The 15,214-nt window shown below is 39.6% G+C and carries 14 protein-coding genes; 9 read left to right on the forward strand and 5 right to left on the reverse strand.

Annotation, left to right across the window (positions count from 1 at the left end; all coding sequences use genetic code 11):
• Window positions 1–18 precede the first annotated feature (18 nt).
• Together typA and AAEM60_RS09170 are read left to right on the forward strand one after the other, a co-directional pair.
• Complete coding sequence (gene typA, locus AAEM60_RS09165) at window positions 19–1,857, forward strand: translational GTPase TypA (protein WP_299740582.1); 1,839 nt, start codon at window positions 19–21, stop codon at window positions 1,855–1,857.
• A gap of 23 nt (window positions 1,858–1,880) precedes the next feature.
• Complete coding sequence (locus tag AAEM60_RS09170) at window positions 1,881–2,189, forward strand: YlaH-like family protein (RefSeq protein ID WP_044337532.1); 309 nt, start codon at window positions 1,881–1,883, stop codon at window positions 2,187–2,189.
• A gap of 57 nt (window positions 2,190–2,246) precedes the next feature.
• Here AAEM60_RS09170 and AAEM60_RS09175 read toward each other — a convergent pair whose 3' ends face one another.
• Entirely contained in the window at window positions 2,247–2,690 is a 444-nt protein-coding gene (locus AAEM60_RS09175) for a hypothetical protein (protein WP_299740583.1), read from the reverse strand.
• Entirely contained in the window at window positions 2,680–2,880 is a 201-nt protein-coding gene (locus AAEM60_RS09180) for a YlaI family protein (RefSeq protein ID WP_341357846.1), read from the reverse strand. Before AAEM60_RS09180 ends, AAEM60_RS09175 begins: the two co-directional genes overlap by 11 nt.
• Window positions 2,881–3,066: 186 nt before the next feature.
• On the opposite strand from AAEM60_RS09180, the gene AAEM60_RS09185 reads away from it, so the two are divergent.
• Complete coding sequence (locus AAEM60_RS09185) at window positions 3,067–3,522, forward strand: pyridoxamine 5'-phosphate oxidase family protein (RefSeq protein ID WP_299740585.1); 456 nt, start codon at window positions 3,067–3,069, stop codon at window positions 3,520–3,522.
• A 54-nt stretch (window positions 3,523–3,576) separates the two neighbouring features.
• Here the strand turns inward: AAEM60_RS09185 and AAEM60_RS09190 are convergent, their stop codons facing one another.
• Entirely contained in the window at window positions 3,577–4,179 is a 603-nt protein-coding gene (locus AAEM60_RS09190; protein WP_044337528.1) for a YhcN/YlaJ family sporulation lipoprotein, read from the reverse strand.
• Between the two features lie 178 nt (window positions 4,180–4,357).
• Here AAEM60_RS09190 and AAEM60_RS09195 point away from each other — a divergent pair, with 178 nt between their 5' ends.
• The gene (locus AAEM60_RS09195) at window positions 4,358–5,686 is read left to right on the forward strand and encodes a PhoH family protein (RefSeq protein WP_299740586.1); all 1,329 of its coding nucleotides are present in this window, start codon (window positions 4,358–4,360) and stop codon (window positions 5,684–5,686) included.
• A 122-nt stretch (window positions 5,687–5,808) separates the two neighbouring features.
• On the opposite strand, the gene AAEM60_RS09200 is transcribed toward AAEM60_RS09195, so the two are convergent.
• On the reverse strand, window positions 5,809–6,306 hold the full coding sequence (locus AAEM60_RS09200; RefSeq protein ID WP_299740587.1) for a peptidyl-prolyl cis-trans isomerase: 498 nt from the start codon (window positions 6,304–6,306) through the stop codon (window positions 5,809–5,811).
• A 142-nt stretch (window positions 6,307–6,448) separates the two neighbouring features.
• Here AAEM60_RS09200 and glsA point away from each other — a divergent pair, with 142 nt between their 5' ends.
• From glsA to pyc, 4 genes are all read left to right on the forward strand, one after another.
• A complete protein-coding gene (glsA, locus tag AAEM60_RS09205) occupies window positions 6,449–7,369 on the forward strand; it encodes a glutaminase A (RefSeq protein ID WP_341357985.1) in 921 nt (306 codons plus the stop codon).
• A 229-nt stretch (window positions 7,370–7,598) separates the two neighbouring features.
• The gene (locus tag AAEM60_RS09210) at window positions 7,599–7,880 is read left to right on the forward strand and encodes a YlaN family protein (protein WP_113968349.1); all 282 of its coding nucleotides are present in this window, start codon (window positions 7,599–7,601) and stop codon (window positions 7,878–7,880) included.
• Between the two features lie 113 nt (window positions 7,881–7,993).
• A complete protein-coding gene (locus AAEM60_RS09215; RefSeq protein ID WP_299740588.1) occupies window positions 7,994–9,211 on the forward strand; it encodes an FtsW/RodA/SpoVE family cell cycle protein in 1,218 nt (405 codons plus the stop codon).
• Window positions 9,212–9,353: 142 nt separating this feature from the next.
• The gene (gene pyc, locus AAEM60_RS09220; protein ID WP_341357847.1) at window positions 9,354–12,794 is read left to right on the forward strand and encodes a pyruvate carboxylase; all 3,441 of its coding nucleotides are present in this window, start codon (window positions 9,354–9,356) and stop codon (window positions 12,792–12,794) included.
• 35 nt (window positions 12,795–12,829) lie between these two features.
• Here the strand turns inward: pyc and AAEM60_RS09225 are convergent, their stop codons facing one another.
• The gene (locus AAEM60_RS09225; protein WP_299740590.1) at window positions 12,830–13,747 is read right to left on the reverse strand and encodes a heme A synthase; all 918 of its coding nucleotides are present in this window, start codon (window positions 13,745–13,747) and stop codon (window positions 12,830–12,832) included.
• A gap of 479 nt (window positions 13,748–14,226) precedes the next feature.
• On the opposite strand from AAEM60_RS09225, the gene cyoE reads away from it, so the two are divergent.
• Window positions 14,227–15,141 (forward strand): heme o synthase, encoded by a 915-nt coding sequence (gene cyoE, locus AAEM60_RS09230; protein WP_299740591.1) that lies wholly within the window; start codon window positions 14,227–14,229, stop codon window positions 15,139–15,141.
• Window positions 15,142–15,214 lie beyond the last annotated feature (73 nt).

Genomic DNA, 15,214 nt, shown 5'->3' on the forward strand with positions numbered 1-15,214 from the left:
ATATTCAGGAGTGGAAATATGAAATTAAGAAATGATCTTAGAAATATTGCTATTATTGCTCACGTTGACCACGGGAAAACGACATTAGTAGACGAGCTTTTAAAGCAATCTGGAATCTTCCGCGAAAATGAAACAGTTTCTGAGCGCGCGATGGATTCAAATGATTTAGAAAGAGAACGCGGTATTACAATCCTAGCGAAAAATACGGCGATTCAATATAAAGATTCTCGAATCAACATTCTTGATACACCAGGACATGCTGACTTTGGTGGAGAAGTTGAACGTATCATGAAAATGGTAGATGGTGTTTTATTAGTAGTAGATGCGTATGAAGGGTGTATGCCTCAGACTCGTTTCGTTCTTAAGAAAGCACTTGAGCAAAACCTTACACCTATCGTGGTTGTAAATAAAATTGACAAGCCTTCAGCACGTCCGGAAGAAGTAATCGATGAAGTTCTGGAATTATTCATTGAACTGGATGCAAATGATGAACAGCTTGAATTCCCGGTTGTCTATGCTTCAGCTATCAACGGTACAGCAAGTACAGATCCGGATCCGGAAAAACAAGACGAAAACATGCAGTGTTTATATGATTCGATCATTGAGCATATTCCTGCACCAGTAGACAACTCTGAAGATCCACTGCAATTCCAAGTTGCATTGCTCGATTACAATGATTACGTTGGTCGAATTGGAATCGGACGTGTGTTCAGAGGGACAATGAAGGTTGGCCAGCAGGTAGCATTAATGAAGCTTGACGGTACTGTTAAACAATTCCGTGTAACAAAAATCTTCGGTTTCTTCGGATTAAAACGTGAAGAAATCCAAGAAGCAAAAGCTGGTGATTTAATCGCTGTTTCCGGAATGGAAGATATCAATGTCGGTGAAACGGTTTGTCCTGTTGAACATCAGGATCAACTTCCGGTTCTTCGTATTGACGAGCCTACACTTCAAATGACATTCCTAGTGAACAACAGTCCATTTGCAGGTAGAGAAGGTAAATTTGTTACTTCTAGAAAGATCGAAGAACGTTTACTGGCTCAGCTTCAAACGGATGTAAGTTTACGTGTTGAACCAACAGATTCACCTGATGCATGGACGGTTTCAGGTCGTGGAGAGCTTCATCTTTCGATTCTGATTGAAAACATGCGTCGTGAAGGTTACGAATTACAGGTATCTAAACCACAGGTTATCATTAAAGAAGTCGATGGCGTGAAGAGTGAGCCTGTAGAACGTGTTCAAATTGATATTCCTGAAGAATATATGGGTGGAGTTATTGAATCCCTTGGTCAACGTAAAGGCGAAATGCTGGATATGGTGAACAATGGGAATGGACAAGTCCGTTTAATGTTTATGGTGCCTGCACGTGGATTAATCGGTTATTCAACTGAATTTATGACTCTTACACGTGGATACGGTATCATCAACCACACATTCGACAGCTATCAGCCTTTGCAAAAAGGTAGAGTTGGCGGACGTCGACAAGGTGTACTTGTTTCGATGGAAACAGGAAAAGCATCTCAATACGGAATCATGCAAGTGGAAGACCGTGGTATTATCTTTGTTGAATCCGGTACAGAAATTTATGGTGGAATGATTGTTGGGGAACATACAAGAGAAAATGATATTACCGTTAATATCACAAAACTTAAACAAGCGACAAACGTTCGTTCTGCTAACAAGGATCAAACCGTAACCATTAAAAAAGCAAGAATCATGACATTGGAAGAGTCTCTTGAATACCTGAACGATGACGAGTATTGTGAAGTAACACCTGAGTCAATCCGTCTTCGTAAAAAGATTCTTGATAAGAATGAGCGTGAAAGAGCAGAAAAGAAAAGTAAGGTTTCTCAATAAACTAAGTGAAGGGGGAGTAGGAAATGGATGTAACAGAGCGTTTGTCCTTTTTCGCATCCCTTTACCGTGTTGACCAAAACGCGGAAATGGGAATGTGGTTGCTTTATATAACCATAGTTGGGCTCTCAATCTTAGTTTATAAGCTAGGTTTTGCGAAGAAGCTGCCAGTAATGAAATCGATTTTGATTTATACTTTTCTCATTTTGGGATGTACCGTACTAACGTTTCTTGGAATCTTTTTACCGGTAGCAGAGGGGTTAGTCGTTGCGGCTCTTATCTTGATTATATATAAGGTTCGGCTAACAAACGAAAAGAAAAAAGGCACGTTTTAAGCATGAAAAAGCTGTAGTCTCTAATGGATGAGACTACAGCTTTTTTCGTTATGTGGATTAACCACGAACAGAAGATAGATAATATAGTGGAGGTAAGGACAGAGCGTAGAGAAGATGTCCTACTGTCCATAAGATAATTGCCTCACCATACAGTAAACCGGGTACATCTTTAATTGCCAGGTGCGAAAGAGGGAAATATAGGAACACAGTCGGGGCTGTTAGCACAAAGGAAAGAATCCAATAGCCCTTAACAGTAACGTTCAGCCTTTCAATCATGTTCACGAACACTACCCCGATCACACATGAAATAACCAAGTGGAACAAAAACTCCATCCATTCAGGAAAGTCTTTTTCACCGAATCCAGGGATGAAATCAACATTCAATAACAGGGTATAAACCTTGATGCCTGTTATTACTTGCATCCATTTTAGAAATAATCCTAATAGGGTACCTGACACAAGACCAATAATAGTTCCTGAACCGATTTGTTTAAAAGTCATCGTCTACCTGAGGAGATCGATAAAATCTGAAATTCCCACTCGACACACGTTCTTCCGTCTTTTCTTTAATACGATCATGACACTTCTCGCACATATACGTATGAATGGGGCGGTTCCGCAATTTCTTAGCCTGCAAGGAATAATCATCAATAATTTCTATCACTTCACATAAAGCACATTTTACTCTCATACATCACACCTCTATTTGTTCTAATCATAAGTCTAGTCCTTTTAGTATATCATGTAGTAAAGTCAAACGCTTTATTTAACTTTCCTGTATGCTTTTATCAACAGAATTGGTATAGTATAATCAAGTTGAATCACGAATGAAACGAAACACTTACAGAGAAAATGAGGACTCATAAGGGGGGATTGTATGGCTAATCAAGTGGAACCCAGCTTAATTCCTGCATTATTTGACGAACTGCAATCAGAGCGGTTTGTTACACTCGCTACCATTGATTTTGAAACGCATGGACCTAATGTAAGTGCGATTTCTTGGGTCTTGGCGAAGGATGAACATACGTTGTTATTTGCTGTTGATCAACGCTCCAGGATTGTAGAGAATATAAAGAACAATCCGCTCGCGGTTGTGAATTTAATTGCAAATGAATCAACCTATTCCATAAGCGGAAAAGGAGTGGTCCGAGAGGAGAAGTTGGAAGGAGTCCCTCTAAAGCTGACGCTTATTAAACTTGCTATCAATGAAGTAAGAGACGTCATGTTCTATGGATCGAAAATATCGACAGAACCTGCCTATGAGAAGACATATGATAAAACGGCAGCAGACCGTTTGGACCGACAAGTAATAGAAGCCATGAAAAAAGCTTAGAACCCTAAGCTTTTTCATGGCTTTTTCTCATTCACTTTTTTAATGACCGAAGTATTATTCAATCTTATCGTAAGTTTGATTTTCCTGTTTTTTCTGAAGTTGTTTTTCTTTCGTGTTATTCATTTTCTTATTTGGTTCATTCGGCGCATTTTCGGGGTCTGTTTGCTTTAACGATCTAGGAATTTCAGGCATGAGTCTGCCGGATATGTCAGCCAATTCATTCATGATTCCTTGAACCGGTTCGCCCCTTTGGATGTCTTTGCTGATTTCATTTAAACGTGCATAAAGGTCCGGGTCAGCGATGACAATGGCTTCTGCACCATATGGATCTTTCTGAAGTGCTTCTGCTACAGAATATTTGATGGAACCGACTTGAGAACGCTCAATATCGGAATCGATATCGATTCCAACAAAAGCATACTTTCCAAAGACTACTGCGGTTGCGTCTTTTACATCAGGTACACTAGTCGTCAGGTCAACTAAATGCTTTGAGATTTGCTGTCCTGATTTTCGCTCAACATGTTGGATATTGCTATCCTGAACAGTGATCGGTTTATTGTTTTTACTGTTCGAATCATTATTATACCCGACCTCATTCTTGTTGGCGCATGCACCAAGAATGATGGTTACCATAAGCAGAGAGATGAGTTTAAACATGTGAAAACCTCCCGATTTAGAATCAATATCTTTTCTTATTGTGTAATTTTCTTCTATCTTTATACGTTTATTCATATATTTTAAGAAACGGGCCGTCCTATTTGAGTAGCTGGGAATAACCGGATCAACATTGGCTACATACAATAGTAATAAGAAATCAGGAGCAGGAGGCATCGATTTGAATAAAATTTATGTATTAGATACCAATGTCTTATTACAAGATCCACAAGCCATCTTTTCTTTTCAAGATAATGAGGTGGTTATACCTGCAGTCGTTTTAGAAGAAGTGGACTCCAAAAAGCGTTATATGGATGAAATCGGAAGAAACGCAAGACATGTATCGAAGTTAATAGATAATTTACGGCAAGAAGGAAAGCTCCATGAAAAAATCCCCCTTTATACGGGAGGATCATTGAGAATCGAACTAAATCACCGCTCATTTCAGCAGCTTCAAGAAATATTTGTAGAGAAAACCAATGATAACAGAATTATTGCCGTAGCAAAAAACTTATCTCTCGAAGAAGAAGCGAAAAAGGATGGAAAATCGGTCATACTTGTTAGTAAAGACACCCTCGTCAGGGTAAAGGCTGATGCGTTAGGGTTACAGGCTGAGGATTTCCTGAGTGACCGGGTTATCGAGGTAAATGATATTTACACAGGATTTATTGAACTGTACACTGAGAGAGAGTTACTTGACAAATTTTATGATAAAGGGGAACTAACCCTTACTGATATAACGAAGCAACGATTTTATTCTCATCAATTCCTCATTATGAAAGATGCACTTGGAAGCTCTGCTTCTGCATTAGGAATGGTAGATGCATCTGGACTTAAAGTGAAGAAGCTGGTATATGATCAAGAGCATATGTGGGGTATCAAGGCCAGAAATGTTCAGCAAACAATGGCGACGGAACTGTTACTAAGAGATGATATTTCTTTAGTCACCATGATTGGAAAAGCAGGGACAGGTAAAACCTTGCTTGCACTGGCTGCAGGGCTTCTTCAAACAGAAGACTTTAATAAATTCAATAAATTGCTCGTAGCACGTCCGATAGTACCCGTGGGGAAAGATATTGGTTATCTTCCAGGAGAAAAACAAGAAAAGCTCAGACCTTGGATGCAGCCGATTTATGATAACCTGGAATATTTGTTCAATACAAAGAAGCCGGGAGAGCTGGATGATATTCTTGCCGGTATGGGATCGATTGAAGTCGAAGCATTAACTTATATAAGAGGTAGAAGCATTCCGGATCAGTATATTATCATTGATGAAGCTCAGAACTTAACGAAGCATGAAGTGAAAACGATCCTAACCAGGGTAGGAGAACGAAGTAAAATCGTTTTAATGGGAGATCCAGCACAAATTGATCATCCATACCTGGATGAGTACAACAATGGCCTAACATACGTAGTAGAAAAATTTAAGGATCAAAAATTGGCCGGACACGTTAAACTCATGAAAGGTGAGAGATCCGGTCTTGCACAACTTGCTGCTGACCTTCTTTAGTACTAGCGTATATTTAAGCACAATTATAAAGTATGAAAAAACCGGTTCAGAGGTTCCTGAACCGGTTTTTTTATAAAAATTTGACTTAGAGCTTTCTTGGGGTACGAATCATTAAAATGATATTATTCTACCCGGAATGCTCTTACATCGGTTATTGGGTTTTCTCTATTCGAACCGTCTTTGTAGTAGATATGAACGGGACCGTTTTCCCTTAGAGGCTTTCCTTCTTTTGAGAATCCAATGAGTAATTGATCTGCGTGTGCCAGATCCATGCGATATTCATCCGAGTCGGTTTCGATCACAAGAGATGTCGCATTCTCAAGAGGTTCCGCATTTGTAAGAAACGGATTCAACGGAATAGCGAATGTTCCGTTCAAAATCTTTTCCTTTTCATATTTTTTTTCTGTCTTAAGTGTAGGCGGATATGTTGCGCCTTCTTGAATTTCCCGGGACCAATGCTTGGACACGGCTTTTGTATATTCTTCTAATTCATCAATCGTCTCATTCGTTTCATCAAAATATGTAGTTAAATCAACTTTTCGATCATCAAATATCCAAACGCCCGAATCCAATGTTATCGTGAATTTCACCTTGCCTTTTATTGGGACTATGCTTTCCAATTAAGATTCCTCCTCTCGCTGATAGTTTCAGTATATCTGTTATTTAAAGGTTTGTCACACAAAGCTGAAAGCATTTTCAACGTTTTCAATCGGTGAAAGTAGGGAAACTAAAGGTAGGACTAAAGGAGCTGATACAATAGTGATTAGAACCCAGGAGCTGTTGGAAGAATTAGTGGAGAAAGCAAGGCCTTTTGCTTCAGAGGGAATGGTAGCAGATTATATACCGGCATTAAAGGATCAAAATCCCAGTGATTTGGCAATAAGTATATATACTTTGGATAATCACTCTTGTTATGCAGGAGATCATTTAAAGAAGTTCACACTCCAAAGTATATCGAAAGTCATCACTCTTGCTCTTGTCTTAATGGACTATGGGGAGGATCATGTCTTTTCAAAGGTTGGTATGGAGCCTACGGGTGATCCTTTTAATTCCATAGCAAAACTCGAAACCCATAAGCCTTCTAAACCCCTTAACCCGATGATCAACGCAGGTGCACTCGCAGTCACGAATATGATTAAAGGAAACACCGGGATGGAAAAGTGGGAACGATTAATTGAGTTCATTAATCACATGACTGGGGATACGGTATCATACAATGAAGATGTGGCTTATTCAGAACTGCAAACAGCAAATTTGAATAGATCGCTTTGTTATTTTATGAAGCAGCACGGTGTGATTACTGGAAATGTAGAAGATTTACTCGTTCTTTATACGAAACAATGTGCGGTGGAAATGAGTTGTGTCGATCTTGCTAAGATGGGAGCTGTTTTCGCTAATGATGGCGTTGACCCTGAGAGCGGGCGCGAAATTATTACGAGGGATGTTGCGAGGATTTGTAAAACATTCATGGTTACGTGCGGAATGTATAATACTTCTGGTGAATTTGCCATTAAAGTGGGCATCCCGGCCAAAAGTGGAGTGTCAGGTGGGATCATGGGGGCTGTTCCTGGAAAGTGTGGAATTGGAATCTTTGGTCCTGCACTGGATAATGTCGGGAATAGCAGTGCAGGGTTAAAGCTCCTTGAAATGCTAAGTGATGAATATTCCTGGAGTATATTTTAACCGAATGGTCCCGTCAATTACGTTCGAGTATGAATCATAGGCATTGGTAATATAGTGAGTTCTGGAATAAGAGATTGTATAAGATTTTTCACGGGGATCCCCCCAAAAAAATAATTCGAAAATCTGTCATTGAATCCCGGGGAATACACTTATTTTTCTTGCAATTTCTCTGATTTAACGATAAAATTTTAAGACAGGAAAGCTATTTGTTCGGAATGGGGGGATCACTGTGGCGTCAGAAATGACAATTAATCATCGAGAAAAAGCCTATGAGCTATTAAAGGCCGACGCAGAAAAGATTTTACAACTTATTAAAGTACAAATGGATAATTTAACGATGCCCCAATGTCCTCTTTATGAGGAAGTATTGGATACCCAAATGTTCGGATTATCTCGTGAAATAGAATTTGCAGTCCGTTTAGGATTAGTAGATGATCAAGATGGAAAAGAGCTGATTGATTCTTTGGAAAGACAACTTTCTGCCCTTCATGAAGCATCTACAAAAAAGTAAAATAGTCATGACAACTCAAACAATACATGGATCTGTTGTTTGAGTTTTTTTGTTAAGAATACTGATTGGTTAGGATTAATTTAATGATATAAGAGAAAAAGGATTGAAATGTCATGATTAAAAAAATTGCAAAATCCTATGATTATTCGTTAATAGCTGTATATGTATTTCTTTGTTTGTTTGGTCTGGTAATGATTTATAGTGCGAGTATGGTCATGGCTGTAGAACGGTTTGGCTGGGAAAGTGATCACTTCTATAAAAGGCAGATGATCAATATCATCATCGGGTTCATTGCCTTTACAATTGCAGCATGGTTTCCATACAAAGCCTTCCAAGTTGCGAAAATAATCAAGGGACTCATGTTTATTATTATTGGATTATTAATCGGGGTACATGTCTTCGGTTATGAAGTAAACAACGCAAAAAGCTGGATCAATTTAGGTTTCATGCCCATTCAGCCATCGGAGTTCGCCAAGCTGGCAGTCATCATTTATCTTGGCTCCGTATACTCCAAGAAACAGGCATACATAGATGATTTTAATAAGGGCCTTGCTCCCCCATTACTATTTTTAGGCTTTATTTGTTTTTTAGTTTTTTTAGAGCCTGACTTTGGTACAGCGGCGATCATTTTCGTCATTGGAGCAATCGTCATTTCCTGTTCAGGGATTAGTTATAAGACCTTCTTTAAACTCGCTGGTTTAGGTGTAGGGCTGTTGATAGTACTTTCACCCGTGATTTACCTGGCAAGAGGCTTTATTTTTACAAGAGAAAGACTTAGCAGGATTGAAGCGTACCTATCACCGTTCAAATATGCCCAGGGGGAAGGCTATCACTTAGTGAACTCGTATCTTGCCATCGGCTCTGGGGGGGTAAAAGGGCTTGGTTTGGGACAAAGTGTTCAGAAACTGGGGTATCTTCCTGAACCCCAAACGGATTTTATCATGGCCATCATCGCTGAAGAATTAGGTGTATTCGGTGTAAGCTTTGTGATTCTCGGTTTGTCTTATATCGTGCTCCGGGGGATCTATACTGGAGTTAAATGTCAGGATCCTTTTGGAACGATGCTGGCAATCGGAATATCGAGCATGATCGGTATCCAAGCCTTCATTAATTTAGGAGGTGTATCCGGATTAATTCCGATTACAGGTGTCCCACTTCCATTCATCAGCTATGGAGGATCGTCATTATTAGTACTATCTTTGTCGATGGGTGTCCTTGTAAATGTGTCGATGTTTGTGAAATATGAAGAAAAATATAAAACAAAGAAGGAAAATGGCTATCCTTCGGAGAATATTGATAATAGCAAAAAAATATATGGTGTAAAAATGTAGGTCACTTTGATAGAGTATCTAAAACTCTAAGTCTAGGGTCTGCCCCCTAAGATACTTCTTTATTATCTTTCGGGTCAGTCCTTTTTTCATAGACTGCATTATAGAGATTTTCAATCATGAATAGCTTAAAGGAGAGAGTGTATTGAAGAAAATTAAAAAAGTATTAGTAGCAAATCGCGGTGAAATTGCCATCCGTGTGTTCCGTGCATGTACGGAGCTTAGTATAAGAACCGTCGCCATTTACAGTAAGGAAGATTCGGGAGCATATCATCGTTATAAAGCTGATGAGGCATACTTAATAGGAGAAGGGAAGAAACCTATTGATGCTTATTTAGATATAGAGGGGATTATTCGAATCGCAAAGAACGCTGATGTCGATGCCATCCATCCTGGTTATGGGTTTCTTTCTGAAAATATTCATTTTGCCAGACGTTGTGAAGAAGAGGGGATTATTTTTATTGGGCCTCATTCAGAGCACTTAAATATGTTTGGGGATAAAGTTAAGGCACGACATCAGGCTCAATTAGCTAATATCCCTGTTATTCCGGGAACAGATGGCCCCGTAGAGACTTTGGAAGAGGTCATTGCCTTCGGGAAGGACCATGGCTTCCCAATCATCATTAAAGCCTCATTAGGTGGTGGTGGACGCGGAATGCGTATCGTCCGTAACCTGGAAAGCTTGAAAGAAGCCTATGAGCGCGCTAAATCTGAAGCGAAAGCAGCTTTCGGAAATGATGAAATATATGTTGAGAAATTTGTGGAGAATCCTAAGCACATTGAAGTTCAAATACTTGGGGATGAAGACGGCAATATTGTTCACTTGTATGAACGGGATTGTTCCATCCAGAGACGTCACCAAAAGGTAGTTGAAATAGCACCATCCGTATCTTTGAGTGATCAGCTGAGAGAAGATATTTGTGAGGCAGCCGTCCGTTTAATGGATAATGTAAAGTATGTAAACGCCGGAACGGTTGAGTTCCTGGTTGCAAATGATCAGTTCTATTTCATTGAGGTAAACCCTCGCGTTCAAGTAGAGCATACGATTACGGAAATGGTTACAGGGGTAGATATCGTTCAGTCTCAATTGATGATTGCAGAAGGACATGCCTTACATAGCAGTAAGCTTGGGATTCCTGTTCAAGAAGAGATCCGGACAAATGGGTTTGCGATTCAATCCCGTGTTACAACAGAAGATCCATTAAATAACTTTATGCCTGACACGGGGAAAATCATGGCTTATCGTTCAGGAGGCGGATTCGGGGTTCGATTGGATGCAGGTAACGGCTTCCAGGGAGCAGTCATTACACCATACTATGATTCACTTCTTGTTAAACTGTCTACTTGGGCTTTAACCTTTGAACAAGCTGCATCGAAAATGGTCAGAAATCTTCAAGAATTTAGAATACGTGGAATCAAGACGAATATTCCGTTCTTAGAAAATGTTGTTAAGCATGAAAACTTTATTACAGGTAAATACGATACATCCTTTATTGACACGACACCTGAACTGTTTATTTTTCCGAAACGAAAAGACCGTGGTACGAAGATGCTTACTTATATCGGAAATGTAACCGTAAATGGTTTCCCGGGAATCGAGAAGAAGAAAAAGCCAGTATTCTCTAAGCCTAGGATTCCATCCCTTGACTTGAAACAAGACTTCAAACCCGGGACAAAGCAAATTTTAGATCAACATGGTGCCGAAGGGTTGGTTAATTGGGTCAAGGAACAAAACTCAGTACTCCTGACTGATACAACTTTCCGGGATGCGCACCAATCTTTACTTGCTACGCGTGTCAGAACAAATGACCTGAAGCAAATTGCAGAGCCTACATCTCATTTACTTCCGGATATGTTCTCCTATGAAATGTGGGGAGGGGCAACGTTCGATGTAGCCTACCGTTTCCTAAAGGAAGATCCTTGGAATCGATTATTAACAATGAGAGAGCGCATTCCAAATGTTCTATTCCAAATGCTTCTGAGAGCATCCAATGCCGTTGGTTATAAGAACTACCCTGATAATGTCATTAAAGAATTTGTTGAGAAATCCGCATTTGCAGGTATAGACGTCTTCAGAATATTTGACAGTTTAAACTGGGTTAAGGGGATGGAAGTAGCGATTGATGCTGTAAGACAAAGCGGAAAAATCGCCGAGGCTGCCATTTGCTATACCGGAGACATAGATGATCCTACCCGAACAAAGTATAGTATTGATTACTATAAGGATATGGCAAAAGAGTTAGAAGCAAGCGGAGCGCATATTTTAGCGATTAAAGATATGGCAGGGCTCTTAAAACCTCAGGCTGCCTACCGACTAATTTCGGAACTTAAAGATACCGTTAGCCTGCCTATCCACTTACACACTCATGACACGAGCGGTAACGGAATATACACATACGCAAGAGCTGTTGAAGCTGGTGTAGATATTGTCGATACAGCACTAAGCACAATGTCGGGACTAACATCTCAACCAAGTGCCAACACGCTATACTACTCATTAAAAGGAACCGAAAGAGAACCGAATGTAAATATTAACTCACTGGAAACTCTTTCTCACTATTGGGAAGACATTCGAAAGTATTATACAGACTTTGAAAGCGGCATGATGTCTCCACATTCAGAGGTCTATAAGCACGAAATGCCAGGGGGGCAATATAGTAACCTTCAGCAGCAGGCAAAAGCTGTAGGACTTGGGCACCGTTGGGAAGAAGTGAAAGAAATGTATGCAAGGGTCAACCACCTCTTTGGGGATATCGTAAAGGTTACTCCTTCATCTAAAGTCGTGGGAGATATGGCATTATTTATGGTTCAGAATGATCTATCAGAAGAAGATGTAATCGAAAAAGGTGAAAAAATCGATTTCCCTGACTCAGTGGTAGAATTATTCGAAGGGTACCTTGGACAACCTCATGGAGGATTCCCGAAAGACTTACAAAGTGTGATTCTGAAAGGGCGCACTCCATTGAACGTTCGTCCAGGAGAGCTCCTTGATGATGTGGACTTTACCGCCCTTAAAGAAAAGCTCTTCGAGGATCTTCAGCGTCCTGTCACGAGCTTTGATGCCCTTGGATATGCCCTGTATCCGAAAGTGTTCATGGAATACGCACAAACAATGGATCAGTTTGGAGATATTTCAGTTCTTGATACCCCGACTTTCTTATTCGGGATGAGACTGGGTGAAGAAATAGAGGTGGAAATCGAAACTGGGAAGACACTGATTGTTAAGCTTGTTTCGATTGGTCAGGCTCAGGCAGATGGTACACGAATCGTTTATTTCGAGCTGAATGGCCAGGCCCGTGAGGTTGTCATTAAGGATGAAAGTATTAAATCAACAGTTGCAGCCAAGATGAAGGCAGATGTGAAGAATGAAAATCATATCGGGGCTTCCATGCCAGGAACCGTTATAAAGGTCATTGCAGAAAAAGGAGAAACGGTTGAAAAAGGAGATCATCTAATGATCACAGAAGCCATGAAAATGGAAACGACCGTTCAAGCTCCGTTTGCAGGGGTAGTTAAAGACATTTATGTACAAAACGGCGATGCCATTAATCCTGGAGATCTATTAATTGAAGTGCAAAAAGCATAAAGAAAAGGATTCCGGATAAGTCCGGAATCCTTTTTCTATTCTTTAAGTTTACTTCTTGAAGCAAGTAAAATGAAGTAGCATAGTAAACCGAATAAACAAGAGATGATCAATGCGTGTAATAAAGCGATCCCAAGGTTCAATCGTGTGAACACAACGAGTGCTCCGGACATGACTTGAAGAGATACCAGCGTAAATGCAATGATCCATCCCCAATAAATAACCTTCTGGTGTTTATGCTCTTTAATCGCAATATATGTGATATATGCAATCCATAAGAAAATGAGTCCTGCTGCTGTTCGATGTCCCATCTGAATCCATTCATAGAGATTTGTGGGCAGACCCGGGGACGAATTGACACATAGCGGCCAATCCTTACATACTAAGCTTGAATCCGTATGTCTTACTAAAGCTCCAGTATAAACAACAATGTAACTATATAAAGTGACCCCGATTGTATGAAATCTCATGCGTTTATTGATGACCAATGAGTGGGCATCAAATTTCTGGTCGACTTCAAAAATCAGCAGTGTCAATAATAAGATTGAAGCAAATGATATAAGAGAAATTCCAAAATGCAATGCGAGTACGAAGTCTGATTGTCCCCAAAGTACAGCGGCAGCTCCAATAAGACCTTGTAATACTAAGAAAAAGAAAGAGAGTGCAGCAAGAAATTTCGTTTCGCGCTTATATCCAATCGCTCTCCATGACCATATTGATAAGGCCAATACCAGTAAGCCTACACCACCGGAGACAACCCGATGTGCTAATTCTATGACAAGCTCAAATGTAATATCAGTTGGAATTAATTGCCCGTTACATAGTGGCCAAGACCGGCCGCATCCCATACCAGATTCTGTCTTTGTTACAAGGGCTCCTCCTAATAGAACAAATAACATGCCAAGAGTAGTGAGGACGGCAAGCCATTTTAATCCTTTGTGAACACCTTTATGCAATCTATTCACCTTCTTAACTAATAGACTCTACACACTTTCTAAATTATAAATATAGTAGAAAAATATATATGCCCCTACGATAATACATAAAAGGTCAGTAAAACTCAACCGATAAAATGTTACAGAATTATGAGCATGATAATTAATTATATGAAGAGAATAGGTATTAGTAGATAATGACTAATTTGCAGAAAAACAAAATCTGTAAGCGCTTAGCTTCGTTTTATGGTATGATGGGTTTAAAATGTTTGTAGAAATTTGAAGAAACCTCTGCGCTTTTCTTTCTTCACAATTTCTTCACATAATTGTCTAATTCTCCCCCAAAAAGGAAAAAATATATGGTTTAATATAATATTGATAGCATATATACTATTTCTTATCTGTGCATGTTAACAGGTGATATAGAAATAGTGAAACATTTCCTATATAGTATAGAGGTGGCAACTGGCCTCTGGCTTTTTATAGAGAGGAGGAAGAAAATGGCTAATAGTCGAATGATGACAAACGTAGAAGAAGCAGATTTGACAACCTCAACTGCGTGGAAGGATTTTTTAGCATTAATCAAAATTGGTATCGTTAATTCAAATTTAATTACAACCTTTACAGGTATGTGGTTAGCTTTTTACTTTACGAATACGCACTTTCTAAATTCTCTTGATATAATGTTCCTTACATTGATAGGTTCTTCCCTTATTATTGCGGGTTCTTGCACCATTAATAATGTGTATGATCGTGACATCGACCATCTGATGGAACGTACAAAAGCACGTCCTACCGTAACGGGCAAGATCAATGGACCTAAAGCATTGTCTTTGGGATTAATAATGATTGCAGTGGGAATCATTATGTTATTTATGACCACTGTTACTGCAGGTGTAATAGGAATTATCGGGGTATTTAGTTATGTTGTATTATATACAATGTGGTCAAAGAGAAAATATGTGAGCAACACGATTGTAGGAAGTATCTCTGGCGCGGTTCCACCATTAATCGGTTGGGCAGCTGTTGATGCAAACCTTGATGTAATCGCTTGGGTACTATTCTTAATGATGTTTATCTGGCAGCCACCTCATTTCTACGCATTAGCGATGAAGAGGGTGGAAGAATACAGGGCAGCGAATATCCCAATGCTTCCAGTGGTGAAGGGATTTGCTACCACAAAGCACCATATCGTAGCATGGGTTGCAGCTTTATTGCCACTTCCATTCTTCTTGATGGATTTAGGAATGTTCTTCTTTGTCCTTGCAACAGCCTTTAACATTGGCTGGCTGGCACTGGGTCTCGCAGGTTACAAAATGAAAGACGATATTAAGTGGTCGAAACTTATGTTTGTCTATTCACTAAATTATTTAACTATCTTGTTCGTAGCGATGGTAATCGTTACCGTAATTTAAGATTAGTGGGAATTCTTTCTGATAAGAAATCCAAATAGATATTTTCATGAGTCCTTGTTTTATTCAAAAGTAT

This window comes from Rossellomorea sp. y25, assembly GCF_038049935.1.
GTDB lineage: Bacteria > Bacillota > Bacilli > Bacillales > Bacillaceae_B > Rossellomorea.

Bases quoted from the DNA above. Each gene is read 5' to 3' on its own strand.
- typA (WP_299740582.1), top strand. From the start codon at position 19: ATGAAATTAAGAAATGATCTTAGAAATATTGCTATTATTGCTCACGTT.
- AAEM60_RS09170 (WP_044337532.1), top strand. From the start codon at position 1,881: ATGGATGTAACAGAGCGTTTGTCCTTTTTCGCATCCCTTTACCGTGTT.
- AAEM60_RS09175 (WP_299740583.1), bottom strand. From the start codon at position 2,690: ATGACTTTTAAACAAATCGGTTCAGGAACTATTATTGGTCTTGTGTCA.
- AAEM60_RS09180 (WP_341357846.1), bottom strand. From the start codon at position 2,880: ATGAGAGTAAAATGTGCTTTATGTGAAGTGATAGAAATTATTGATGAT.
- AAEM60_RS09185 (WP_299740585.1), top strand. From the start codon at position 3,067: ATGGCTAATCAAGTGGAACCCAGCTTAATTCCTGCATTATTTGACGAA.
- AAEM60_RS09190 (WP_044337528.1), bottom strand. From the start codon at position 4,179: ATGTTTAAACTCATCTCTCTGCTTATGGTAACCATCATTCTTGGTGCA.
- AAEM60_RS09215 (WP_299740588.1), top strand. From the start codon at position 7,994: ATGATTAAAAAAATTGCAAAATCCTATGATTATTCGTTAATAGCTGTA.
- cyoE (WP_299740591.1), top strand. From the start codon at position 14,227: ATGGCTAATAGTCGAATGATGACAAACGTAGAAGAAGCAGATTTGACA.